The sequence below is a fragment of the Exiguobacterium sp. RIT452 genome (genome assembly GCF_003598705.1).
GTDB lineage: Bacteria > Bacillota > Bacilli > Exiguobacteriales > Exiguobacteriaceae > Exiguobacterium_A > Exiguobacterium_A undae.
On the sequence record NZ_QXJB01000008.1, the window covers coordinates 42,818 to 68,868 of the forward strand.

Annotated in this window: 21 protein-coding genes and 1 riboswitch; of the genes, 10 read left to right on the plus strand and 11 right to left on the minus strand. The window is 49.3% G+C overall.

The genetic code is table 11. The features are described 5' to 3' along the window. Positions 1–8: 8 nt before the first annotated feature. From D3D03_RS14505 to D3D03_RS14520, 4 genes are all read right to left on the minus strand, one after another. Positions 9–1,007: an L-threonylcarbamoyladenylate synthase gene (locus D3D03_RS14505; RefSeq protein ID WP_119923978.1), complete on the minus strand. Its 999-nt coding sequence runs from the start codon at positions 1,005–1,007 to the stop codon at positions 9–11. After that, complete coding sequence (gene prmC, locus D3D03_RS14510; RefSeq protein ID WP_119923979.1) at positions 1,004–1,852, minus strand: peptide chain release factor N(5)-glutamine methyltransferase; 849 nt, start codon at positions 1,850–1,852, stop codon at positions 1,004–1,006. The genes D3D03_RS14505 and prmC overlap by 4 nt, the downstream gene beginning before the upstream one ends. Continuing rightward, positions 1,852–2,910: a peptide chain release factor 1 gene (gene prfA, locus D3D03_RS14515; protein ID WP_026831910.1), complete on the minus strand. Its 1,059-nt coding sequence runs from the start codon at positions 2,908–2,910 to the stop codon at positions 1,852–1,854. Before prfA ends, prmC begins: the two co-directional genes overlap by 1 nt. Before the next feature lie 117 nt (positions 2,911–3,027). Further along, the gene (locus D3D03_RS14520) at positions 3,028–3,522 is read right to left on the minus strand and encodes a P-loop nucleotide/nucleoside kinase family protein (protein ID WP_119923980.1); all 495 of its coding nucleotides are present in this window, start codon (positions 3,520–3,522) and stop codon (positions 3,028–3,030) included. Positions 3,523–3,665: 143 nt separating this feature from the next. Here D3D03_RS14520 and D3D03_RS14525 point away from each other — a divergent pair, with 143 nt between their 5' ends. The 7 genes from D3D03_RS14525 to treC all read left to right on the plus strand — a co-directional run bounded on the left by D3D03_RS14525 (position 3,666) and on the right by treC (position 13,049). Continuing rightward, a complete protein-coding gene (locus D3D03_RS14525; RefSeq protein WP_119923981.1) occupies positions 3,666–4,034 on the plus strand; it encodes a GntR family transcriptional regulator in 369 nt (122 codons plus the stop codon). Then, positions 4,028–4,894: an ATP-binding cassette domain-containing protein gene (locus D3D03_RS14530; RefSeq protein ID WP_119923982.1), complete on the plus strand. Its 867-nt coding sequence runs from the start codon at positions 4,028–4,030 to the stop codon at positions 4,892–4,894. Before D3D03_RS14525 ends, D3D03_RS14530 begins: the two co-directional genes overlap by 7 nt. Beyond that, a complete protein-coding gene (locus tag D3D03_RS14535; protein ID WP_119923983.1) occupies positions 4,887–5,849 on the plus strand; it encodes a hypothetical protein in 963 nt (320 codons plus the stop codon). Before D3D03_RS14530 ends, D3D03_RS14535 begins: the two co-directional genes overlap by 8 nt. A 46-nt stretch (positions 5,850–5,895) precedes the next feature. Continuing rightward, positions 5,896–6,606: a trehalose operon repressor gene (gene treR / locus D3D03_RS14540; protein WP_119923984.1), complete on the plus strand. Its 711-nt coding sequence runs from the start codon at positions 5,896–5,898 to the stop codon at positions 6,604–6,606. A gap of 136 nt (positions 6,607–6,742) precedes the next feature. Continuing rightward, entirely contained in the window at positions 6,743–9,517 is a 2,775-nt protein-coding gene (locus tag D3D03_RS14545) for an EAL domain-containing protein (RefSeq protein WP_119923985.1), read from the plus strand. A 424-nt stretch (positions 9,518–9,941) separates the two neighbouring features. Then, positions 9,942–11,381 (plus strand): PTS system trehalose-specific EIIBC component, encoded by a 1,440-nt coding sequence (treP, locus tag D3D03_RS14550; protein ID WP_012371570.1) that lies wholly within the window; start codon positions 9,942–9,944, stop codon positions 11,379–11,381. Between the two features lie 24 nt (positions 11,382–11,405). Continuing rightward, positions 11,406–13,049 carry an alpha,alpha-phosphotrehalase gene (gene treC, locus D3D03_RS14555; RefSeq protein ID WP_119923986.1) on the plus strand — a complete coding sequence of 548 codons (1,644 nt, stop codon included), beginning with the start codon at positions 11,406–11,408 and terminating at the stop codon, positions 13,047–13,049. A 49-nt stretch (positions 13,050–13,098) separates the two neighbouring features. Here treC and D3D03_RS14560 read toward each other — a convergent pair whose 3' ends face one another. After that, positions 13,099–14,457, minus strand: coding sequence for an alanine/glycine:cation symporter family protein (locus D3D03_RS14560; RefSeq protein WP_119923987.1), 1,359 nt, complete (start codon positions 14,455–14,457; stop codon positions 13,099–13,101). Positions 14,458–14,648: 191 nt separating this feature from the next. Here D3D03_RS14560 and D3D03_RS14565 point away from each other — a divergent pair, with 191 nt between their 5' ends. After that, positions 14,649–16,352 carry a methyl-accepting chemotaxis protein gene (locus tag D3D03_RS14565; RefSeq protein ID WP_158583706.1) on the plus strand — a complete coding sequence of 568 codons (1,704 nt, stop codon included), beginning with the start codon at positions 14,649–14,651 and terminating at the stop codon, positions 16,350–16,352. 77 nt (positions 16,353–16,429) lie between these two features. On the opposite strand, the gene D3D03_RS14570 is transcribed toward D3D03_RS14565, so the two are convergent. Beyond that, positions 16,430–17,236 (minus strand): DUF6612 family protein, encoded by an 807-nt coding sequence (locus tag D3D03_RS14570; protein WP_026831901.1) that lies wholly within the window; start codon positions 17,234–17,236, stop codon positions 16,430–16,432. Positions 17,237–17,500: 264 nt separating this feature from the next. On the opposite strand from D3D03_RS14570, the gene D3D03_RS14575 reads away from it, so the two are divergent. After that, complete coding sequence (locus tag D3D03_RS14575) at positions 17,501–18,859, plus strand: alkaline phosphatase (RefSeq protein WP_026831900.1); 1,359 nt, start codon at positions 17,501–17,503, stop codon at positions 18,857–18,859. Positions 18,860–18,870: 11 nt separating this feature from the next. Further along, a complete protein-coding gene (locus D3D03_RS14580; protein WP_119923989.1) occupies positions 18,871–19,524 on the plus strand; it encodes a DUF4352 domain-containing protein in 654 nt (217 codons plus the stop codon). Between the two features lie 47 nt (positions 19,525–19,571). Here D3D03_RS14580 and D3D03_RS14585 read toward each other — a convergent pair whose 3' ends face one another. The 5 genes from D3D03_RS14585 to ribD form a co-directional block, all read right to left on the minus strand. Next, a complete protein-coding gene (locus D3D03_RS14585; protein WP_119923990.1) occupies positions 19,572–22,214 on the minus strand; it encodes a putative bifunctional diguanylate cyclase/phosphodiesterase in 2,643 nt (880 codons plus the stop codon). A gap of 130 nt (positions 22,215–22,344) precedes the next feature. Further along, positions 22,345–22,803 carry a 6,7-dimethyl-8-ribityllumazine synthase gene (gene ribH, locus D3D03_RS14590; protein WP_026831897.1) on the minus strand — a complete coding sequence of 153 codons (459 nt, stop codon included), beginning with the start codon at positions 22,801–22,803 and terminating at the stop codon, positions 22,345–22,347. 1 nt (position 22,804) lies between these two features. Further along, positions 22,805–23,989: a 3,4-dihydroxy-2-butanone-4-phosphate synthase gene (ribB, locus tag D3D03_RS14595; protein ID WP_119923991.1), complete on the minus strand. Its 1,185-nt coding sequence runs from the start codon at positions 23,987–23,989 to the stop codon at positions 22,805–22,807. Then, positions 23,986–24,615 carry a riboflavin synthase gene (ribE, locus tag D3D03_RS14600; protein WP_028105555.1) on the minus strand — a complete coding sequence of 210 codons (630 nt, stop codon included), beginning with the start codon at positions 24,613–24,615 and terminating at the stop codon, positions 23,986–23,988. The genes ribB and ribE overlap by 4 nt, the downstream gene beginning before the upstream one ends. Next, positions 24,600–25,646, minus strand: coding sequence for a bifunctional diaminohydroxyphosphoribosylaminopyrimidine deaminase/5-amino-6-(5-phosphoribosylamino)uracil reductase RibD (gene ribD, locus D3D03_RS14605; RefSeq protein ID WP_119923992.1), 1,047 nt, complete (start codon positions 25,644–25,646; stop codon positions 24,600–24,602). The genes ribE and ribD overlap by 16 nt, the downstream gene beginning before the upstream one ends. A 158-nt stretch (positions 25,647–25,804) precedes the next feature. Beyond that, positions 25,805–25,949, minus strand: a riboswitch (FMN riboswitch). Positions 25,950–26,051 lie beyond the last annotated feature (102 nt).

A 26,051-nucleotide genomic window follows, 5' to 3' on the forward strand; every position in this document is an offset into this window, starting at 1 on the left:
CTCCTTCTTTACGGGCGAATGATCCGACCACCTGCTGCCTTGTGGAGCCGATTCCGGACTGCTAGCCCAACCCCTTCTTCTGATAGGTCCCGTACAAAAATCTGATCCACCGTCGTCTGATCAAATCGCCGTAAACAATCGTAAAGACGTTGCGCTGCCGTTTCCATCGTCGTTCCGAGGAAACAGCGGACATCAGCTTCGATGTCCTCTCCGTCAAAGAGAATGACGCCTGTCTTTTGTCCGGTTTGGCGTGCTTCATCGATGAGTTGTTGTAAAAATGAGAGGTCGCCCGCCACAACGGATAGTGTCGCTTCCGGTGCGTAGTGCGTGTACTTCATTCCTGGTGCCTTCGGTGTCTGATCCTTCATCGATAAGGCAGGATCGAGTGCCACCGTGCCGATCACCGATTCGATCTGTTCCCGCGTCACGCCACCCGGTCGTAAAATCACCGGTGGGTTTGAGGTACAGTCGATGACCGTCGATTCTACACCAATTCCGGTTTCCCCGCCGTCGACGATTGCGGCGATGCGGCCCGAGAGGTCATGTGCGACGTGCGCAGATGACGTCGGTGAAGGTTTTCCGGATCGGTTGGCACTCGGTGCGGCAAGACCCAGCCCGGTCGCTTCAATCAATTGAAGCGCGAGCGGATGGTCCGGCATCCGTAATCCAATCGTAACAAGTCCTGCGGTGACGAGTGAGGATGCACTTCCGTTTGACTCGAGAATGATCGTCAAGGCACCCGGCCAAAACGTATCCATCAAGCGGGTCGCGACATCCGGAATATGAGTGACGAACTGCTTTGCCTGTTCGACGGACGCGACATGGACAATCAATGGATTGTCGGAAGGTCGGCCCTTCGCGGCGAAAATTCGCCGAACGGCCGCTTCATTCGTGGCATCTCCCGCAAGACCATATACGGTCTCCGTCGGAATCGCGACGACTTCCCCTTCTATTAACAGTCGTACCGCTTCGTTTAATGTCTGATGTTGAATCATTTCCGTCTTCACTCCGTACAATCCTTTCGTTCCGCATACACGATACGGTCTTTACCGTTTATATCTTTTAAAATACCCGTTTCTACAGTTGGATAACGTTTTTTTAACATCATTTGCACTTCTTGTCCTTGATTGTGTCCAATCTCAAACGCAATCAAACGGAAATCATCCCGTAAGACACGTATGCTGTCTTCAATCAGCCGCCGATAAAACACGAGTCCGTCTTTCCCGCCAAACAAGGCGAGATGGGGTTCATGATCAAACACGACATCGCTGAGCAATTCATCTTCTTCAATATAAGGAGGATTTGAGACGAGGACGCGGACCGACTGATCGGCGAGCGGCGCGAGCAGATCACCTTCTAAAAATGTGACATCGCCGCCAAGCGTCTGCTGATTTTCTTTCGCGACCACAATGGCATCCGCCGAAATATCGACCGTCGTGACCGGCTGACCAAGCTCCAGGGCAAGCGTCAGACAGATCGCCCCGCTGCCCGTCCCGATATCCACGATTTCGCCGGGTTGGAACGATTCTCCCTGCAGGCGTCCCGTCACGAATTCAATCAACTCTTCCGTCTCCGGCCGCGGAATCAAGACCGCGGGCGAGACACGGAAGTCACGTCCGTAAAAAGGCTGGTAGCCGATCAAATGTTGGACCGGGACACCATTTAAATGCGCCAATAAATATTCACTGAACAACAGGTCCTGTTCCGGTTCGAGTTCGTCCGATAAGCGGACCAACAGCCCTGTCCGGTCGACCTGCAACACGTGCATAAGTAACCATTCGGCACTAGAGGCCTCACGACCTGCCGTCACAAGCATCGTTTGTGCCTGATTCAGGCGTTTTGCAATCCGCATCAGTTTGCCGCCTCCGATGCACGGGCCTGGTACTCCATGACGAGTGTATCGATGACTTCATCCATCTCCCCTTGGAGAATCCGATCGAGCTTTTGGATCGTCAAACCGATCCGGTGATCCGTCACACGGTTCTGCGCAAAATTATACGTCCGGATCCGCTCGGAACGGTCGCCCGTCCCAACCGCTGATTTTCGTTTTTCATCGTATTCGGCCTGTTGCTCGCGCTGAATCTTATCGTAGACACGGGCCCGTAAGACCTTCATCGCTTTTTCTTTGTTTTTGATTTGCGACTTCTCATCTTGACAACTCGCGACGATTCCCGTCGGCACGTGCGTCACGCGGACAGCTGACTGGGTCGTATTGACCGACTGGCCGCCCGGTCCGCTTGAGGTGAACGTATCGACCCGGACGTCCTTGTCGTGAATCTCGACTTCGACATCTTCTGCTTCCGGTAGGACGGCAACGGTCGCCGTCGAGGTGTGGATCCGTCCGCCGGATTCCGTCGACGGTACCCGTTGGACACGGTGGGCGCCATTTTCATATTTCAGTTTCGAATAGGCACCGCTTCCTTTGACGATGAAGATAATTTCTTTATAGCCGCCGAGTTCTGTATAACTGGCATCGATGATCTCAATCTTCCAGTTTTGTTTTTCCGCGAATTTCGAATACATCTTGAACAAGTCGCCGGCAAACAACGCCGCTTCGTCGCCGCCTGCTGCGCCACGGATTTCGACGATGACGTTTTTATCATCGTTCGGATCTTTTGGTAAGAGCAGTGCTTTCAGCTTCGTTTCGAGTTCCTTGATTTCCGGCTCGAGGACAGCAACCTCTTCTTTCGCCAGATCGCGCATCTCGGGGTCTGTCAACATGTGACGCGCCTCTTGGTATGCCTCCATCTTGTCACGGTAGACACGGTAGACTTCAACCGTCGGTGCGAGTTGTGACTGCTCCTTCGACACCTCACGCAATTGATTTGTATCTTTAATGATGGCTGGGTCTGCCAACAGGTCGTTCAACTTTTCATATCGGTCCTCTAACGCACTCAATCGATCTAACATTCTCGGTCATCCTTCCTGATGATTCTTCTGTCGTCAGTATAGCAAATATTCCAGACTTTACGAAACGACCGGTGATGTGTAGCAGAAGCAGAGAATACTTCAAATTTCGAGAAAAGGTCACATGCCTTTCCATTCGACGATCCTGATGCCTTCAGAAACAACCGGGACTTCAAAGTAATCTGTGACTTGAAGAAATATCGCTTCCGTATCAAAAGCGGCTCGTTCCGGTTGTTCCTGACGCCGCTGAGCAATTTGACGCAAACACTGCTCATTCGTCCGATTCAAGAATATCAATTGATGGTGGGCATCGATTTCTGATACCAGGTCCAAAAACCATTTCCGCTGTTTTTTCGTATTCGCTGGAAAATCCATCACGACATCAACGCCAACAGCTAGAAGATGTTGAACATGTTGTTTCACAAGTGGTCTCATCTGCTTTGCATATTCGAGATAGTCGTCAAACGTTTTAATTTGATTCGGATACAGTGCGTTCAGCCATTCATCTTCTGATAGAAGAACGGCCCGTTGTTCTTCGACAATCCGTTTAGCGGCAGTCGATTTTCCTGCCCCCATTTTTCCGCAGAAAAAATAAAGTGTCCCCGTTGATCTCATCTTTTTCCCTCCGATCGCGTTTCTTTCATTTTACTGGAATGAAGGGAGAACCTATTAATGAATATACCCTGAATTGACTTTTTTACAGGTTCTTCCTATAATTAGTGTACTAATTGAATTAATACACTTAGGGAGGTAAGGGAATGTTTACGGTCGATCCAAAAAGTTCATTGCCGATTTATGAGCAGCTGGTCGCCCAAATCATCCGTGCGATTGCCCGTGGTTTGCTCCGGTCCGGCGAACAGATGCCGTCCGTCCGGGAGCTGGCGAGCAACCTGCTCGTTAATCCGAATACGGTCTCACGCGCCTATCAGGAGCTCGAAAGCCGTGATTTCATCGTCACGATGCGCGGGAAGGGTTCGTTCATTTCTGATTTACCGCTGGAACAGGTCAAACAGGCCGCAATCCAGAATCATATTCAGACACTTTGCATCATTGCCGATGAATTATCGATATCCAACGAAGATCTTTACAGACTACTTATCCAAACAAGGGAGGATTCATCATGTTGACCGTGTCTCACCTGACCAAACAGATTGATTCCAAGATGATTTATGAAAATGCCTCATTCACATTACCCGCCGGGACGATTACGGCGTTGATCGGACGCAATGGTGCCGGGAAGACGACCTTACTGAAAACATTGGTCGGAGCGCTCGAGCCGTCACGCGGAAAAGTCGAGTGGAACCAATCGTCGATTCATCATGTTCCAAGCGCCCGGCAACACCTGTTTTTAGTGCCGGATTCGATTGGTGTCTACCGGCAGATGACACTCGGTGAATTGATGGAGTTTTACCAAGCCTTTTATCCGAATTTCGAGCGGACATATATTGAAAACTATTGCCGGTCATCGAACCTCGACCGTGGACGTCGCGTGACATCACTCTCAAAAGGACAGGCCCAACTGTTTTTACTTCAGCTCGCCTTCGCAACGAACGCACCCGTCTTGTTGCTGGACGAACCGACGGACGGGCTCGATCGGATCAACAAACGGGACTATTTGAAACAACTGGTCACGTTGCTCGCGGAACGCCAAACAGCCGTCTTGATCGCCTCGCATCAACTCGAGGAACTGGATTCACTGGCTGACCGGGTGATGACAATCGAGCAACACCTCGTCAAAGAACCGAAAACACTTGAAGATGCGAAATCGAGTATGCAAAAATGGCAGCTGGCCTACGAAGCGGTCCCGGATTTCCAACATCATGATGTCCATGTCTTATCACAGACGGGTCGGGTCGTGACGCTGATCGTCCGGTCGGAAGCCGGAGCTATGTATGTCGATCAGACGAATCCATTACTGAAAGATGCATTACCGGTTCAACTCGAAGATTACTTTTTAGGAACGTTTGGAGGCGATCATCATGTATAAACAACTGATTCGGTATCATATCAAACAAGGCATCTGGCCACTCGCCTCGTTTTTCCTGCTTGCGGTCTTCAGTTACGCATTCGGCAGTTATACGGTCATCGATAACTTCGATACATATGATGGTGCAGAGGCAGACATCATTCAATCCGTCCTCGTCAGTCCGAGTTTTGCCGGATTCGGCGCGATCTTGATTGCCGTCTTCGCGATTTTAATGCTCGGAAAAGAACGCGGAAGCGGTCGGAGCTTGATGCTCCATGCCTTGCCTGTTAAGAAAAAAACACTTTACTGGATCAAATGGGGCATCGGTGTCGCTGTCCTGCTGATTTTGCCAATCATCGGTTTCTTCGTCAGTTGGCTTCTCTTACAAGTACTTGGCGGCATCAATCCGTTTGACTACGTGTCGCCCTCTGATTTGGCGCTCGACTTCGTATACTACTTCTTGTTCGATGCCGTCATCTTCAGCATCTTTTTGCTGGCGGGAACGATTGCCGGCGATGTCATCGGACAATTGTTGCTCGGGCTGTTCCTGCTGTTTCTGAACTATCTGACCTTCTTTGCGATCATCGCCATCACGACGCTGGGGCTCGGTCTGACGGATGAGGATGGGACGGTCTTCGAATTCTTGATGACGACCGCTTCCCCGTTCACCTTATTGTTCCAGGGCGAAAATCTGACGAGTGCTCTCTTGTACAATCTGGTGTTGCTTGTGATTTTAGTCAGTGCCGGCAGTCTGCTTTACGTCAAAAGCGAAAACGAACGGCTCGGCCGTTTTACGGTTTTTCCAAAGATCCATCCGTTTTTGATCATCGTCTTCTCTGTCTATACGACGATTTTACTTGCTGCCATCATCGGTATCATCTCATCTGAAAATCAATTTTTATACTGGCTTGCCGTCGCGATTCTCGCTTTTCCGGCATTCAGTTCCTACCGGCGGATGATTGGGTGGAAGCGTTGATTCCGTGCTACACTAGTCGCAAACCTTGGAACAAAGGACGGAATGCATGATGCCAAAATATCTTCAGATTTATCAACAATTGGTCGATCGGATTCAGGACGGGACGTTGCCGGCAGAAACGAAACTCCCTTCTGAGACCGAGTTGATGCACGAATTCGACGCGAGTCGCGGAACAGTCCGTAAAGCGATCGATGCCTTGCAGGACAAAGGATTTGTCCGCAAGCACCAGGGCAAAGGAGTGTTTGTTCTCAGTCAAGACGCGATTGCCTTTCAGTTCAACGGCATCGTCAGTTTTTCCGAAGCCCACCGTCAGATGGGACAGCATGACGTGACGACAGATGTCCTTTCCTGTGAAGTCATCGAGGCGACGACTGAACTGGCGCACTTGTTTCATGTCACGCCCGGGACCCCGATTACACAGGTCAAACGGGTCCGGACGATTGACGGGGAACGGGTCATCTTCGACATCAACCTGTTCGTAAGTGCACTCGTCCCCGGTCTGACAAAAGAGATTGCTACGGAATCGATTTATCAATACATCGAACAGACGCTTGGCCGACAGATCAGTTACGCCAAACGAAAAATCGAAGCGCAACCAGCGACCGAAGAAGACCGGAAATACCTCGATTTAGAGGGCACGTCACACGTCATCGTCATCACGAACGATACGTATTACTACGAAGGACAACATTTTGAACGGACCGAGTCCCGTCATCGACTCGATAAGTTTCAATTCACGGATATTGCCCGGCGTTAAGGATTCTATCATTTGATAGAGTCCTTTTTTTGTTTTTTCTCCAGAAACGTTCATTCTTCCATTTGAATGTTATATTATAAAAATATGAACCAAATTTTAGGTTGTCTTTCATATTTTTTTACTGGAGGTTTTGCCGTTGCCATTGAAGAGAGGACTACAGGCATTGCTTAATCGTGGTCAGGATGTCTCCGTCATTGACGAGCATTTCATGGAAAATCATCCGGATGCGATTTTTACACTCGACTTATTAGGACGTGTCACACGTCTGAACGATAAAACGTCCCGCTTGCTCGGGTATACGAGACACGATTTAATGAACCACTTCAAACACTTTGTACATCCGGACGATCAAGACCAGGCGCTGTTTCATTTCCAACAGGTCATGCAAGGAAACAGTGAAACGTATGCAGTGCGTGTTCGGCATTCGAAGGGGCATTATCTCGAGATGAAGATTGTCAATATCCCGATTTTTAAGCAGGAACGTATTGTTGGTGCCTATGGTATTGTCCGCGATTTGACGACGATCCAGTTGATGAAACAACAGATGGACTCGATTCAATTTGACCATCAGTTAGTAGAAACACTGCCCGGAATCTCGCTCGCCGCCTTTAATGAGCATGGTTATTTGTTACGTTCATCACCATCATTTTCTGAATTGCTCGGTCTCAGTCCCGTTAATACACGCACTCTGTCCAAGCAGGATATTTTTGAACGTATTCATCCCGCTGATCAACATGAATTTCAAGAGTACATCGATCTGTTGAAAACCAATCGTCTTTTGTCTTCACTCGATATTAAAATCCGTGTTCTTCATCCACAAAATGGTTATCAAGATGTGTTTTGCCGGTGTGCCTTCCGTCAGAGCGAACAACACGTGATGGAACTGACGTGTGCGCTCTATAACTTATCTGAATACAAAGGACCGGTCTCTGCTGAAGAATCACCTTTTCTGTCGTTCCAACACGTATCGAAAAGTGCAATTTACCGTTACGATATCCAACAGGAAAAAATTGATTTTCATACGCGTGGATTCGAAACGGTATTTGACGGATTGTTACATCGTTATAAAGAGATTCAAGGCGGATGGATCGAACATCTGATTCTTGCGGAAGATCATCATAAAGTAGAGTCGAGTTACCAACGTGTCCTTGCCCATCACGAAACCGAAGTTTCTTACCGGATCCGTCATCAAGATACCGTACACTGGGTCCTTGAAAACCGAACTCCCATCACGGGACCGGGTGGTGACGTGTTGTTTTATCAAAGCGTCATTCAAGACATCACGCAGTTGAAACAACAGGAAGAAAAAATTTTTCAGCTTGCGATGCACGATCGAGTCACCGGATTACCGAACCGGACTCTTGTTCTTGAAAAAATCGGGCAATGGATTGCGACATATCCGACTTTCAGTATCTTGACCATCAGCTACAATACACTTCAAAACATCAATCATGATTTTGGCTATTCAATCGGAGATAAGTGGTTGTCGAAAACAGCGACTCAGCTTTTACATCATCTGCCACCCGCCTCCTACTTCGGTCATCTTTATGGAGATGAATACATCGTCTTGTTTCCAAACGTTGTTGAAGAATATTCAATCAACAAAATCTGTGAACAACTGCTTGAGGTATCCAAACAAAAAATTGTCGTCGATTCCTATGAATGGTATCCATCCATCGGTATCGGAGTCAGTCGTTTTCCAGAGGATGCAGATTCGCCGGAAGAGCTCGTCAAAGCTTCCAGTATCGCACTGGGACGTGCCCGCGCGAACGACTACAGCGTCTACTCGTCGACTTTTAATGTCGAGACTTACCGACGCCATCAGCTTCAGAAAAGTATTCGAACGGCGATTCGACGAAATGAGTTATTCCTTGAGTATCAACCAAAGGTCAACGCCTGGTCGGGAACGATGGTCGGAGCGGAAGCGTTAATCCGTTGGCAGCATCCGGATTGGGGGCGGATTCCCCCCAACGACTTCATCCCGCTATCAGAAGAAAGTGATATGCATATCTTGATTGCCGACTGGGTGCTCGAAGAGACGTGTCGGAACATCAACCAATGGACTTTAGCCGAACTGCCGATTGTTCCGATCTCCATCAACGTATCACCAAAACGATTGATCCACGGGAACTTTGCAGAGACGTGCCGGGAGACGCTCAACCGATTCGGTGTTTCTCCGAGCATGCTTGAAATCGAGATTCTCGAGACGGATGTTCTGTTTGATAACAGTAAGATTCAACAATCGCTTCAGACATTGAGCCAGATGGGCATTAAAATCGCTTTAGATGATTTCGGAAAAGGCTACTCATCGATTTCTTATTTACAACAGTATCCGATCGATACCATTAAAATTGATCGTCAGTTCGCAACGACGCTCGTCCAGGATAAGAAAACCCAGTCCGTCGTCCGCAGTGTCTTGTTCATGGCCAATGAATTTGGCATGGATGTCGTCGCGGAAGGCGTCGAGACGATGGAACAACTCCACTTCCTGCGACAACTACAATGTCCGACGATTCAAGGTTATCTGTTTAGTAAACCGTTACCAAAAGCACAGTTTGAACGAACGATGCAGGAACGACAAGTTCGGGCACTGGAAGCAATGACGACGGTCACAAATCATCGGACCGTTGCTGCGACTATCACAATTCACCGTTTAAACAGTCAGGAACTTAAAGTCGGTCAAACGGAGATTCTTGTTTCGAAAGGCACGATGGAAAGTGTCTCCTTTTACTCGACGTTACACCTTCCCGTTCATGAGGGAATTGAGCTTTTACTTGTCCTCGATCAACAATCCATCGCGATTCGACCGATTCAAACGGTTGAACTCGATAACGGATGGATGGAGTATGAGTGCCGGTATCTGGATTTGAAGCAGTCACACTTTGTTTTTCAGGCGTTACAATCTTCGTAAGCGTTCAAGCATGTAATCGATCCAAAAAACGGAGCTGACTCAAGAGTCAATTTCTACAGAGATGAGGGTGGCAGAATGATAATCTGCCACCCTCATCTCGTAAAAAAAGAATTACTCGTTACACGCAACTCCTACAGGAAGCGTATTTTTGCGCTGTCAGAGACAAACAAGACCCGCTTTCCTGCCTGAATGAGGCAGGAAAGCGGGCTTGTGTCTCGCCTGAGGAAAGGACGTGAAAAGACGAGTGATTCTTTTTTGAGTCAGCTCCATCTCTTTTTGAGTCAGCCCCTTTTTTTATAATTCAACTTATATAGATAAGTTGTTGACTTAACTTATATAGATAAGTTAAGATGAGTGTGCGCAGATAAGAAAACGTTTTCATTTCAATTGATGTCTTCAGTTCAATCCAAAAGGAGAATGTGAGATGAAACCCAACTACCGGCAAATTGCAGAACAAATCATCGAACGCATCGGCGGTAAAGACAATGTCGAGCAGGCCGCTCATTGTGTCACCCGCCTTCGTTTAACACTGAAAGATCAAAGCCTCGTCGAGCAAGAAGCTTTACTCGAAGTGCCACTCGTCAAAGGAGCCTTCTTGAATGCCGGCGTTTATCAAATCGTCATCGGAGCCGGGGACGTCGACCGGGTTTATGCCGAGTTCATCCAATTGACCGGCTTGCAGGCGACGACAATCGCCGACGTCAAATCGTCCGGTGCATCCAAAATGAATCCGTTCCAAAAACTGATTAAAGTCTTTTCCGATGTTTTCATGCCCATCATCCCGGCCATCATCGTTGCCGGACTCTTAATGGGGATCAACAATTTGTTCGGCATCGAGTTCGGCGGCAAGACGATGATCGAACGGTATCCGAATTTGCAAGGTCTCTGGGATTTAATCAACATGATGGCGAATACCGCCTTCGTCTTCCTCCCGGCACTCGTCGGCTGGTCGGCCACGAAGCGGTTTGGCGGCAGTGAAATCTTAGGGATTGTCATGGGACTGATGCTCGTCCATCCGGATCTTCTCAATGCTTGGAATTATGGACAAAGTGCCCTCAAAGGCGACATTCCGACATTTAACATCCTCGGCTTATTCGAAATCGAAAAAGTCGGCTATCAAGGACAGATTTTACCCGTCCTCGCAGCCGCTTACGTCTTGAGTACGATTGAACGCTGGTTGAAAAACCGGGTTCCAAATGCGATTCAACTCCTTGTCGTTCCGATTACGACGATTACGTTAACAGGGTTTCTTGCCCTTGCCGTCATCGGTCCTGTCACGCGCCAAATCGGGGACTGGATTACGATCGGCGTCGTTAATACATTTGAAGCTGTTCCATTGCTTGGGGCTCTCTTGTTTGGTGCCTTGTATGCCCCACTCGTCATCACCGGTATGCATCATATGTTCATCGCCGTCGATTTGCAGCTGATTGGTCAAAGCGGGACGACGTTCATCTGGCCGATGATTGCCATCTCGAATATCGCTCAAGGTTCGGCGACGCTTGCGATGCTGTTCCTTGCGAAAAACGTCAACGATAAAAATATGGCATCGACTTCTGCCATCTCGGCTTACTTCGGGATTACGGAACCGGCCATGTTCGGGGTCAATCTCCGGTTCAAGTATCCGTTTTATGCGGCACTTGTCGGATCCGCGATTGCTTCCTCGTTCATCGCGGTCAGTGGTGTCTTAGCACCGGCGATCGGTGTCGGTGGTTTGCCGGCCTTCATCTCGATCGTGCCGGGATCCATTCTTTCCTTCATCATCGGTATGGTGATTGCCATCATCGTTCCAATCGTCTGTACGTTCCTGTTCCATTACGTCTCGACGAAACGTGCACGAAAAGCAGCACTTAAAGAAGCTGCGTAACTGTTTAGAAAGGTGTGACCTGACATGACTCTTACGACAACCGACTGGCGAAAATCCGCCGTCTATCAGATTTATCCGAAAAGCTTTTACAGCCCGGAAGGCACGGCGACAGGTACGCTCCGCGGTGTGACGGCGAAACTGGATTACTTGGCGAAACTTGGCGTCGACTATCTTTGGCTGACACCGGTCTATGCATCCCCGCAACGCGACAACGGCTATGACGTCAGCGACTACTATGCGATTGATCCGTCTTACGGGACGATGGCTGATTTCGAGGAGTTACTTGCCGAAGCCGACAAACGCCAACTCTCCGTCATGATGGATATCGTCGTTAACCATTGTTCGACCGACCATGACTGGTTTAAGCAGGGCCGGCATCCGGAAAGTCCGTATCACGACTATTTCATCTGGCGGGATGAACCGACGGATTGGGTATCGAAATTCGGAGGCTCCGCCTGGTCATTTGACGAGGTGGCCGGAAAGTACTATCTGCATTTGTTCGATGAGACGCAAGCCGACCTCAACTGGGAAAACCCGGCGCTCCGGGAAGCGGTCTATCAAATGATGGGCTTCTGGCGCGATAAAGGAGTTCGCGGCTTCCGTCTCGACGTCATCAATTTGATTTCCAAGGATCGGTCTTTCCCAAATGATCCGACGGGAGACGGGCGCATCTTTTATACGGACGGACCGCGTGTCCATGATTACCTTCAGGAAATGAATCAACGTGTGTTTGACGGTCATGATTTGATGACGGTCGGCGAAATGTCGTCGACGACACTCGATCATTGCCTGCGTTACTCGAACACGAACGAACAGGAACTTAAGATGACGTTTAATTTCCATCATCTGAAAGTCGATTATCCGGACGGAAAAAAATGGACGGCTGCTCCGTTCGACTTCCTGGAGCTGAAACGAATTCTGTCGGACTGGCAGGTTGGGATGCAGGGCAATGCCTGGAACGCCATCTTCTGGTGCAACCACGACCAACCCCGTGTCGTCAGCCGGTTCGGAGACGATACGGTCTATCGGGTCGAAAGTGCCAAAATGCTTGCGACGACGTTACACGGTCTTCAAGGCACGCCGTACATTTATCAAGGTGAAGAAATCGGGACACCGAATCCCGACTTCACCAACATGACCGATTACCGGGATGTCGAGACTCTGAACGTCTATGAAGAAAAGAAGATGCAAGGTGCCGACGACGAACAGATTCTTGCTGCAATCCGGCAAAAGTCACGCGATAATGCGCGGACACCGATGCAATGGGATGCTTCGATGCATGGCGGTTTTTCAACGGAAACTCCTTGGATTCCGGTCGCTTCAAACCATACGACGATCAATGTCGAAGCGGCACTCGCTGATTCCGATTCCGTGTTTTATCATTATCAGAAATTGATTCAGTTGCGGAAACAGTATGATGTTTTGACGAACGGCCGGTATCGTCTCCTGACACCGGACGATCCATCGCTTTGGGCGTACGAACGAACAACGGACGACGAACAGTTACTTGTCTTGTCGAATTTTTACGGAACAACGTGTTCGTTCACGTTACCAAACGAGTGGTTCGAACATGAGGTCTTGCTTCAAAATTATCCGGAGTTGCAGATAAAAGACGGTCTCGTGACACTCCGTCCCTATGAATCCGTCATGTTATACCAATCGATTTAACACAAACAACCCCCGCGTTCTCAAACGAGAGTGCGGGGGTTGTATCCCTCTATGAAATTTTTCGATTCGCTTCCTCCCGTTTCAGCTGTTCCCGGAACAGCCGGGTTTCAGCAATGACGACACCGGACAATCCAATCAATCCGATCAGGTTCGGGATGGCCATCAGTCCGTTGAAGACATCCGAGATTGCCCAGACCATGTTCAAGTTCGTCGTCATCGCCCCGAGACCGGCGACAAGGACAAACAGAATCCGGTACGGCAGGATTGATTTTTGACCAAACAGATAATAGATCGATTTTTCTCCGTAATACGACCAACCGAGGACCGTCGAGAAGGCAAACATGACGAGACCAATCGTCACGATGTATTTTCCGGCCGGTCCAAGAAAGACTTCAAAACTTGCCGTCGTCAATTCGACACCTTCTAATTTCGTATCCAGTTGACCTCCCATGACGAGTGTCAATCCGGTGATCGAACAGACGACGAGTGTATCGAGAAAGACTTGGGTCATCGAGACGAGAGCCTGCCGACCTGGGAAATCCGTTTTCGCCGCAGCAGCAGCAATCGGTGCTGACCCCAGTCCTGCTTCATTTGAAAAGACCCCACGCGCGACACCATAACGGATCGCTGCCCCAATCGCACCACCTGTGATGGCTTCATTCGAGAACGTACTGCTGAAGATTGTTGCGATTGCACCCGGAATCAAGTCATAGTTCATGACGAGAATCACGAGACCGCTGCCGACATAAAAGAAAATCATGAACGGAACGAAGTAGCTGACGACTTTCCCGATGGATTTGACCCCACCGATGATAACGATTCCGGTCGCGACCATCAAGACGATACCTGTTACGTACAGCGGAACGTCAAAAGTCGACTTCATCGCAAGGGCAACCGAGTTCGTTTGAACACCGTTTCCGATCCCAAAGGCAGCGAGTGACGCAAATGCCGCAAACAACACTCCTAACCATTTTTGTTTTAATCCCCGTTCGAGATAGTACATCGGCCCCCCGGCCATCTGCCCCTTCTCATCAACGACCCGGTACTTGACGGCAAGAATCGCCTCGGCATACTTCGTCGCCATTCCGAATAATCCGGACAACCACATCCAGACGATTGCTCCCGGTCCCCCGAGCACGACTGCCGTCGCCACCCCGACGATATTCCCCGTACCGACCGTTGCGGCGAGCGCTGTCATCAACGCTTGAAAGTGACTGATGTCCCCTTCGGATGTATCATCCTGATGTTTCGTAAACGCGAGTTTTAACGCATATGGAAGCTTGGTAATCTGAATGAATCCCAATCGTATCGTCAAGTAAATCCCCGTACCGACCAAAAAGACAAGCAACGGTGGTCCCCAAACGAAGTCTGACACCGTGCTGATCCAATCACTAAACGATGTTCCCATTCTATTCCCCTCCTCCAATTCGGTATGTACTTTTCTATTTTTTCAGAATTTACAGATTATTGTCAACACTTAATTTCACGTGCAGATAATTACCTAACTTATAATTTTCAAATATAAGTGAATTTTTGAGTCCGCTTGTTATATTACAGGTAGTTGGATTGTTGTTCATTTCGCAAAAAGGAGCGTGCATGATGAAGATTAAAACGAAGTTAGTCTTATTGTCCTCCATTCTTTTGCTCAGCCTGATCGCGGTCGGTTTATTTGGGGCACTTGCACTCAACGATGCCGATCAAAAAAGTCAGGAAATCACCACGTCTTGGATTCCCGGGCTAAACTTGTCACACGAGACGAATACGGCATTATCCGATTTACGGCGTGTCGAACTGTTACACATCCAAGAGGATGACCCGACGATCAAAGCTGATTATGACAAACGATTACAAGACGGTCTTGCGACCGTCGAAAAAAATCTAACGGCTTATGAAAAAACGATTTATGGCGAATCAGACCGCCGACTGTTTGATGATCTTCAGAAAAAATGGACGACCTTTGAACAGACGACGGATCGGCTAGTTGAACTCAGCACACCGGAGACGAAACAAGAAGCTGTCACCTATTATGAAGGTGCGAGCCGGGATTCCTACTTTGCCGTATCCGACAGCTTAAAAAAAATCGTTTCTTATAATAACAAACAGGCACAAGAGGCCGGAAACAGTATTACCGATGCGACGAACCGCGCACATATCCTGTTGTTTTCCATCATTGGTCTGATCAGTGTGCTCGGAGTTGTCTTTACATTTTTCATTTTGCGCTCGATTTTCATCCCCTTGCAACAGTTACAGGATAAGACACATGAACTGGCGACACAGGGCGGCGATTTAACGGCACAGCTTCAAGTGACGCGTCATGATGAAATCGGACACATCGCAGACTCGATGAATCAGTTTATCCGAAATCTGCGGCAAATCATCCAGCAAGTGAATGGAACAGCGACCCATGTCGTTTCTACCTCTCAGCATGTCGCAGCACGTATCGGGGAGTTGGATCAAGATATGCATTCGACCTCACATACGATTGAAAATCTGTCTGCCGGAATGGAGGAAACGGCCGCTTCAGCAGAAGAAATGAACTCATCCGCGGTCGACATGGAGTCAACCATCCACGGAATCGTCGCAAGTGCCGGTGAAAACGGGCGGCTGGCAAAAGACGTCGACCGACGCGCACAGTCACTTCAGGTCGTCGCGACAGAAGCCAAATCTAACGCGACGCTCATCTTGTCCGAGACAAAAACGAAACTGGAGGATGCGATGGTCCGGGCAAAAGCCGTCAAAGAAATCTCCGTCCTCTCCGACGCGATCCTCTCGATTGCCGCACAAACGAACTTATTATCACTGAACGCTTCGATTGAAGCGGCACGCGCCGGGGAAGTCGGACGGGGATTTGCGGTCGTCGCGGAAGAAATCCGGAAGCTCGCCGAAAGCAGTCGTGCCACCGTCGAACAGATTCAAGACGTGTCGTTATCCGTCATCGAATCTGTCGAGCACCTCAATACAGCATCCGGCGAAATGCTCCATTTCATCGATACGAAAGTTGTTCATGACTATGACTTATTTGAACAAGCATCCGAACAATACCGGACCGATGCGCATGTGTTCGGGAACGCGGCAGATCATTTTGCCGAACAAGCCGGACAGTTACAGGAGCTGACGACGAACATGCTCGGTGTCATTCATGATGTCGCAGTCACCGTCAACGATGGGGCCCAAGGCACGCAGTCGATGTCCGAACAGATGAATCATTCGGTTCAAGCCTTCCGGGATGTCCGGGAACAGACGACGGCAAGTCAACAGCAGGCCGAATCTCTCCAGACTGTGTTACGTCAATTTAAAATTTAACAGACACTAAACAAGCAAACCGGTTCCCGGACCAATCACCGGAAATCGGTTTGCTTTTATGATGTTTCAGCTGCATCTTATTGAGTGGCGCTTGGTAATTCTTGCGCGTCTTTCGCTTCTTCCGGCAGCTCGATTGACTTGATCTCATTGAATTTCGAGAAGGTTGATGCATTTTCCATCGTGAATTCTGTTCCTTCCTCGATCTCAAATGCCATTTCCATATCGAGTGTCTGCGGATAATAGGTCTTGGCGTCATAGGTCATCGAGTACTCCATCTTTTTATAATCGACCTGGTCCATGACATCTTTCATCTGGGCAAGTTGTCCGGTTTGTTCAAGCGAATCTTTCATGAATGCTTTCAGTTGGTCTCCCTCAAGGTCGACATCGATGCGGTACACATCGCCCTCTTTTTTCATCGTCCAGTTGTCTTTATATTTTTTTAATAACGTTAAACTTTGTTCTGTCGATGCAGAGGATTCCATTGTTTTCATTAAATCCCCTAGTTCGGATGCATCTTGTACTAACCATTGTCCTGCTTGTGACATATACATTTTGTCATTTACGAGATAAAGTTCTGTCTCCATATCCGTACCATCTTCTGCATTTTTCATCGTCATTTTTTGATACATCGACATCGGGTTTTGAATGATGTCTGCCGAAATCTTTTGACTGATCGGCATACCGCCAATTTCTGACATCATATCACTGTCCATATGAAACGATTTGATATTCTCCTGTGCAGCGGTTGCTTTTTTTAACAGTTCTGCATTGGAAAGCTGACCTGAATCCGTGGAACTTCCACCGTTCTCACCTGTTTGGCTACATCCTGCCAATCCGATTGCCACCGTCATGAATCCGACTGTCATAAACCTCGTTTTCTTCATTCCCGTTCCTCCTTTAAAACATATTATCTGTATTTACGTGTCCTTAATGGAAAATGTTTCAATTGCCTATAGTATGCTATTACCTTTCTCTCCAGTTCTTACACCTTTCCCGTCAGGTCTTGTCTTTCACCTTGTAGGATTACTGCCATTCTTTATGAAAATTTACACTAGCAAAATGTTCGTTTTACATTCGAGCGCTACAGTTAGATCTGTAGGTTTTACCCAGCAGCGACTGACATTCATTTTCCTTGAGGAGGAACATCCATGAAGTTGAAACGAATCATCCCGATTATGGCATTATCGACATTATCCCTTAGCACGATGATCTCGACCGACAACGCCGAGGCCAAGACAAAATCATCTAAATCTCCGGAAATCCGTAACGTCATCTTTTTGATTGGTGACGGAATGGGTGTTTCTTATACGTCTGCCCACCGTTATCTGAAAAACGATCCTTCTACACCTGTCGCTGAGAAAACAGCATTCGATCAATATCTTGTCGGTCAACAGATGACCTATCCGGAAGATCCGGAACAAAACGTCACCGACTCTGCTTCTGCCGCAACGGCGATGTCATCCGGTGTCAAAACATATAACGCGGCAATCGCTGTCGACAACGATAAGTCGGAAGTCAAGACCGTCCTTGAAGCGGCAAAGCAACGCGGCAAATCGACGGGACTTGTCGCGACGTCCGAAATCACACACGCGACGCCGGCCTCATTCGGGGCGCATGATGAGAACCGCAAGAATATGAACGCCATCGCCGACGACTATTTCAAAGAACGTGTCAACGGAAAACACAAGATTGACGTCATGCTCGGCGGCGGGAAATCGAACTTCGTCCGTCCGGATGTCGATTTGACAAAATCATTTAAGAAAGACGGTTACAGCTACGTCACGGATCTTGATCAAATGCAGGCAGATAAGAACAAGCAGGTTCTTGGTCTGTTTGCGGACGGCGGACTGCCAAAACGAATCGACCGCGAGAATACCGTCCCGTCTCTCGAGCAGATGACAAACTCGGCCATCAAACGTCTTGATTCGAACAAAAAAGGATTCTTCCTGATGGTCGAAGGAAGCCAAATCGACTGGGCGGGTCACGATAACGACATCGTCGGAGCAATGAGCGAGATGGAAGACTTCGAACGTGCCTTCAAAGCAGCGATCGCTTTCGCCAAAAAAGATAAACACACGCTCGTCGTCGCAACAGCCGACCATTCGACCGGTGGTTACTCGATCGGAGCAGACGGCATCTACAACTGGTTCGCCGAGCCGATTAAAGCAGCGAAAAAGACGCCGGACTTCATGGCGGCAAAAATCATTGAAGGCGCAGATGTCCGGAAGACCTTGACGACGTACATCGATCAAAACCGACTTGCCTTGACGGAGGAAGAAATCCAGTCTGTTTCACGTGCCGCAGAGTCGAAAAAAGTGCTCGACGTTGATAATGCGATCGAAGACATCTTCAACAAACGTTCGCATACAGGCTGGACGACAGGTGGACACACCGGGGAAGATGTTCCGGTCTATGCCTTTGGTCCTGCAAAGGAACGATTCGCCGGACAAGTCGATAATACGGATCATGCCAAAATCATCTTCGATCTGTTGAAATCGAAGAAATAAGGAGACTTTCCATGAAACAGATACTTGCTGCCTTGATGCTCGGGACAATTCTTTCGGGTTGCGGCACTACGCCAGACACCGTCCAAGAGAAGTCGTCAGAAAAATCGGTCCCGAAACAGGAGACACCGGTATCGATCGAGAAGTCTGCCGCGTATGTCCCGAACCCGCAATTACCGGATGACCGCAAGCTGACGACCGTCAACCAATCGGTCTCCGACGATAAAGGTGAACTGACATTAAAACAAATTGTCCGTCCCGATGTGACACGCACCATCGGACCAATCACGATGAAGATTGAAGAGATGAAGGTGTTCCATTCCCGTCCCAGTTACGGGATGATCGACTTTTTCCATGGCTTCACCCATGACGAATCCTTCGACCTCGTCAAGACGCGTGTGACGATCACAAATACAAGTGACGAACCGGTCACCTTTAACCCTGTTGCCCATTTTAAACTCGACGCTAAGACTGAGAAGACGATCGAGGACGATGTCTACCTCGAGTCACTCGCGACGACATACGCACCGTCCGAGACACGGACCGGTAACTTCGGCTTCATCATCGAACAACCGCTCGAGTCCGTTGAATTATTGACGAGTGACGTCCTGAACAAGAAACGTGACGTCATCGAAAAAGGCATTTCGGTCTCAACAACACTCAAGTGAGAACAAAAAAACAGGCAATCCTTTCCGCATGATACGGAAGGGATTGCCTATTTTTGATACAACGCCGGAATCTGTTCGTGCGGCATCGGACGACCGAAGTAATACCCCTGCATCCGTGAACACTCCAAACGATTGAGGACATTGACCTGTTCCAGCGTCTCGACTCCTTCGGCGATGACTTCGAGCTCCAGCGATTTCGCCAAGTGGATGATCGAAGAAATCATCGAGTAGCCGGTTGTTGCCGGTTGGATTTTTTCGACGAACTCGCGTGGAATCTTCAAAGTATCAATCGGAAAATCGGCCAGTCGGGATAAGGACGAGTAGCCGGTGCCGAAGTCGTCAATTGAAATCGTAAACCCGAGTTCCTTCAGGCGATTCATCGTCTCGACCGTCTCCTCAATATCTTCCACGGCCGAGACTTCCGTGATTTCAAGATCAATTCGTGCCGGATTGACTTGTGTCTCTTCGACAAGTCGAACAAGTGTCAGGACAAACGTCGGATGGTGGAACTGTTGCATCGAGACGTTCAGCCCGACCTTCAAGGTCAAGCCGTCATCTTCCCACTGCTTCGCCTGTAAAAATCCTTCGCGTAACACCCATTCGCCGAGACGAATGATCATCCCCGCCTCTTCTGCCATCGGAATAAAGTCGTTCGGAGCAATCATGCCGAGTTCCGGATGATTCCAGCGAATCAATCCTTCGACACCGACCATCCGGTACGTCACCGTGTCGACTTGCGGTTGATAATACAAAATCAATTGATTGGTGTCGATCGCAACCGGTAATTCGGACTCAAGCCGCAATCGGTACGACGCTTTCTCCGCAATGTCTTCAAAGAAGATAATCGATTTCCCGCCGCTTGATTTGGCCTGGTACATCGCTAAATCAGCTTGTTTCAACAACGTCACGATCGGCTTGTCGGTTGTCCGCTGATAACCGACGGCTCCGATACTTGGATTCGAAATCAGTTCAATCTCATCAATCGTATAGGTCATGCGTAACCGTTCGAGCAGTCGGGCCGTCCGAATCCGTCCGTCCGTTTCCGATGCGACATGACGCAAGATGACCGTAAATTCATCCCCGCCTTGACGCGCAACAAGATCGTCCGGCTCCGTCACCTCCTGTAAGCGGCTTGCGACTTGAATCAACAACTGATCTCCGACGTGGTGGCCAAACGAGTCATTAACGAGTTTGAAGTCATCCAAATCGATGAAGCACAAGATGATCGTTTCATCGTCCTGTTCCACTTCCACCAAATGATGAAGCACTTCTTCAAAGTACGTTCGGTTGATCGCTCCGGTCAAATGATCGTAATAAGCAAGACGGCGGATTTTCAATTCATTTTCCCGCACCCGTGTGATATCCTGACCGATTCCATAGATACCGACAAACCGGTCCCGGACACGAATCGGAATGTTTGTCACGTTCAGTAACACATCCGTCCCGCCCGATTTGCGAAATGTCGTTTCAAATTGATGCGCCGTCATCTCCTCATCAGCCGCTGCTTGTTGTTCCATCAGCTGTTGATAGGATTTGCCGACCAGTTGGTCCGCACTTTGCTCCGTCAGTTTTTCAAAGGACGGATTGGCACTTTTGATGCGCCCTTTCAGATCCAGCGAGTAGACGGCATCCGGATGATACGTAAACAATGACTTATACCGCTCTTCACTCTCTTCAAGTTCGTCTGCCTTATGATGAATTTCTTCTATTAATTCGTGATTACTCAAAATCATCAAGATCTGTCGGATTAAAATCAACAGAATCGTAATCGCGCAGCCAATCATCAACCCGTTTAAGGCCTCGTCGCGCCGTGCATACAGGGCCATCGTTGAAAACAGGACGATAACGAGCAGATACGGCAAAAACAGTTTCCCCAGTTGCACCGTACTCCGTTGCTGGCTGTCATTCAGCTCGTTCGCATTAACCGACTTGTTGACATGCCCCGCTACACCAACCATCAATAATCCGAGGATGAATAACGGATCAATCAAACGAACCGCTTCATTCCCGCTGACAGTCGTCATATAGACAAACATCGTGTCGGCAACAACCTGCAGTAAAAGTCCTAAAAACAAGAATTGGAACAAACGAATCCGTTCGCGCCACTCTTTTTTCTCAAACAGGTAATAAATGCTGATCATACAAAACAGAAGCACGATGTCACACATCGGATAGGCAAACGCCAAAATCACCTCGCCACGTGACGCAAACGGTGTATCGAACAAGGGACGAATCAAGAAAAACCAGCTGTAGGTGACGGCGACCGTCATGACGATGGCAATATCGAAGATAAAACTGATCAGCCGGTTTTTCGTGACGTGCCGGCGAATCAAATGTAAAAAAGCGACTAAAAAGCAAACCGATTGCAGGATGTAAAAAACATCCGACGCACCTGGAAAGGGGACATCCACACGCAGGATATTTTCATAAGACATCCAAATCAATTCGGCAATCAGATAACTCCCTGTCCCGAACGCCAAATATAGAAAAAACCGTCCTTCTTGTTGACGGAATGTCCGGTGCGCCTGGAGCAGGAGAACTGTTGCCGCTAGGCAACCGATGATGGAGAATAGATTGTTTCCCCAAGCCGAAAGCGCCGGCCGGTCCTCCAACAGAATAATCCACAGGTAGTACATCGCAATGAAAAGTAAGATCCCCGGCAGATAATACGATTTTTTAAGACTGATCATGTACCTTTCCTCCTTCATGAAAAAGTCCTTCTCCTTCCATTAGGGATAGAGCATTCAAAGTCCTGCGCGGGCGACAAAAAAAGAGACCTGCTTCCATCAGAAACAGGTCTCTAGCCTTACGTTCCGATCCTTAGATCGTCCGCAACAGATTTGCCATTTCGATTGCCGAAACAGCTGCTTCGTATCCTTTATTGCCCGCTTTCGTCCCCGCACGTTCGACGGCTTGTTCAATCGAATCGGTCGTCAGGACACCAAAAATGATGGGAACGCCTGTCTCACGTGACGCACTCGCAACCCCTTTTGCCACTTCATTGCAGACATAATCGTAATGCGACGTCGCCCCGCGGATGACGGCTCCAAGCGTGATGACCGCATCGTAGTTGCCGCTTTTCGCGAGCTTTTCTGCGACGAGCGGAATTTCAAACGCTCCCGGTACCCACGCCGTATCGACGGCGTCCGCTGCCACACCGTGTCGACGGAATGCGTCGTTTGCGCCTCCGACTAATTTTGATGTGATCAATTCATTAAAACGTGCCGCGACGATTGCGACGCGCAGTCCCTCACCTGTTAAAAAGCCTTCGAATACCATGTTATTGTCCTCCTTGGATGTCGAGCAGATGCCCGAGTTTCGTTTGTTTGGTGTGCAGATAATTTTTATTTTCCGGAACCGGTACGATTTCAAGCGGCACCCGTTCGAGCACCGTTATACCCTGTTCTTCCAGTGCCTGTTGCTTTTCCGGATTATTGGTCATCAGACGAATTTTCGTTACGCCGAGATCACGCAACATCGCGGCAGCTACCGTGTAATCACGTAAGTCCGTCGCATAACCGAGTGCGTGATTCGCTTCGACCGTATCGAGTCCCTGCTCCTGCAACTCATAGGCTTTCAACTTCGCCATCAAGCCGATTCCCCGTCCCTCTTGGCGCAGGTAGAGAACAGCTCCGCCTTCCTGTCCGATTCGTTCCAGTGCGGCATCAAGTTGCGGACCACAATCACAGCGTTTCGAGCCAAAGACGTCTCCCGTCAGACATTCGGAATGAAGCCGGACGAGCATGCCGTCTTCCGGTTCTCCCGATAAGACGGTGACGTGTTCCTTCGCATCCGGCGTCGTGTAACCAAGCATCCGAAATGCTCCGTGATCCGCCGGCAGCAAGACGTCGGCTTCGCGTCGAACGGGACGTTCCAGATAAGAAACGAGCGCATCGATCGTGATCATCTTCAGTCCATGGACTTCTTTATACGTCAACAAGTCGTCAACCCGCGCCATCGTCCCGTCTTCTAAGATGATTTCACAAATGACGGCCGCTTCTGCGCTTCCCGCGAGTCGTGCCAAGTCAACACCGGCTTCTGTATGACCCCGCCGTTCCCGGACACCGCCTTCTTTCGCGATCAAGGGGAAGATATGTCCCGGACGTTTGAATTGACCGGCTCGGTCCGTCAACATCCGTTGAATCGTCAAGGCCCGTTCGCCTGCGCTGATACCGGTCTTCGCCTCTTCGTGGTCGATACTGATGGTAAAGGCTGTTCCGTGCGGATCGGTGTTGACGTCCGTCATCGGATTCAATTCCAATCGGTTTGCCAGTTGCGGACTGACCGGCACACAGACAAGTCCTTTGCCGTGAGTGATCATGAAATTGATTTGTTCCGGTGTCGCATGTTCCGCAAGCAGGATCAAATCGCCTTCGTTTTCCCGATTTTCGTCGTCACAGACGATGATCGGACGCCCTTGTTTTAACTCTTCAATCGCTTCTTCTATGAGATCAAATCCGTTCATCCTGCTCCGCCTCCTAAAAATGCCGACCAATCGGTTTTCTGCTCCTGTTGCGTAAAGTGATACAAGTGTTTTGCCATCAGATCACACTCAATATTGACGAGCGCTCCACTCTGTAAACGGTCGAACGTCGTCACTTGGCGTGAATGCGGAATCAGCGAAATCGTCAGACTGTCCGCTTGGACATGTTGAATCGTCAAGCTGGTTCCGTTGATCGCAATCGAACCTTTCGGAATACAGTATTTGCGCCAGTCAGCGGTCTCAAACCGGTATTCCATCGCTTCACCGTCCGGTCGACGGCTTAACAGCCGGGCTGTCCCGTCAATGTGGCCACTGACGAAGTGACCGCCGAATCGTCCGTTCGCCGGCATCGCCCGTTCCAGTTGAACCGGTGTGCCGACACGCAATGTCTGCAGTGCTGTCGCCCGAATCGTTTCATGGACCGCATCCGCCGTAAATCCGGTTGCTGTCATCGCCGTGACGGTCAAACAGATGCCGTCGACCGCGATACTGTCACCGATTTTTGTTCCTTCGAGCACGTGCCGGGCTTCGATTTCCAGCGCCAGACCGTTCGGCCGCGGGACTTTTCGTTTGATCGTTCCGACTTCTTCAATCAATCCTGTGAACATGTCCATTCTCCTTTCCGCTCATACCGCAGATGGATATCCTGACCGATCGGCTCGGCGTCTGTCAGTGCAAATCGGTCTTCGACCTCTACGGTACCCGTCAAACCACTGGTTCCCTTCAAGACGGAAGGCGCCTGATAGACATCGATTCGATCCACAAGGTCGGCTGCCAAAAATGCCGACTGGATGGTCGGCCCGCCTTCAATCAAGAGGCTCCGGATGCCTTGTTCGTATAAGGTCTCGAGAATCTGGTCCGGTGTCGAGTACGTGCCGACAAGGACGGTAACATTCGGCTTGGAACTGATTCGCGGCTGTTCCGTCAGCCAGTACGTCGGATTCAAGCCGTCATGCAAAACCTGAAACGTCTCCGACAACCGCCCCCGTCGATCAACGAGGACCCGAATCGGTTCGATTCCCTCTTCACTGCGTAACGTCAGGGCCGGATCATCAATTAAAACCGTCTCACTTCCGACCAAGATGGCGTCATGTGTTGCCCGCAACCGGCGTCCCGCCGTTCGCGCGGCTTCTGACGTAATCCAGCGTTTTTCACCTGTCGTGATGATTCCGTTTAGCGTCTGAGCAATCTTCACCGTGACAGCCGGCCGTTTTCGCTCGATACTTTGCCAAAACGGTGTATAAAAACGAACCGCTTCGTCTTGCAGCAATCCGACTTCGACCGTCAGTCCGGCGTCGCGCAGACGTGCAATGCCCTGCCCCGCGACGATCGAATGACGATCTTCCGTCGCGACGAACACGCGCTTGATTCCGGCGGCAATGATTGCTTCCGTGCAAGGAGGTGTTTTGCCGTGATGGTTACACGGTTCCAGCGTGACATACAGATCGGCGCCGCGTGCCGCCTCTCCCGCCATCCGTAACGCTTCGACTTCGGCATGGGGACCGCCGGCAAACCGGTGCGCTCCAAAACCGATGATCCGTCCGTGCTTCGTGATCACACAGCCGACACTTGGATTTGGACTTGTTTGTCCGTCTAACATCTCTGCCAATTGCATCGCATGATGCATTCTATTTTTCATGATTTCGCTCCTTTCAAAAGAAAAAGACGCCGCTGCATTTGCAGGGCGTCATGATTGAAGGGTCACGAAAGAAACGTCTTGTTTTTCTGTTTAAAAGCATACAGAAATAGACCTTTCTCTGAATGTATTTTTTCAGAAAATGGTTTCAAGCACATTTTTTCGTTCTTCTCCCATCCGGACTTTACCGTCGGCCTTGGAATCACACCAAGTCAGCCATAGTGCGTACACTATGGGTCGCGGGCTCGTCGATTCAAAAATCGCATCACCGCCGGTTGGGATTTTCACCCTACCCCGAAGAACTGGTTATTCAGTTGTACAGCTCAAGACTAGCACAGGTTATTTTAAAATACAAAAAAGAATTTGTTTTTACTTCCATTTCCGACAAAAAGTATGCGCTATCTGACG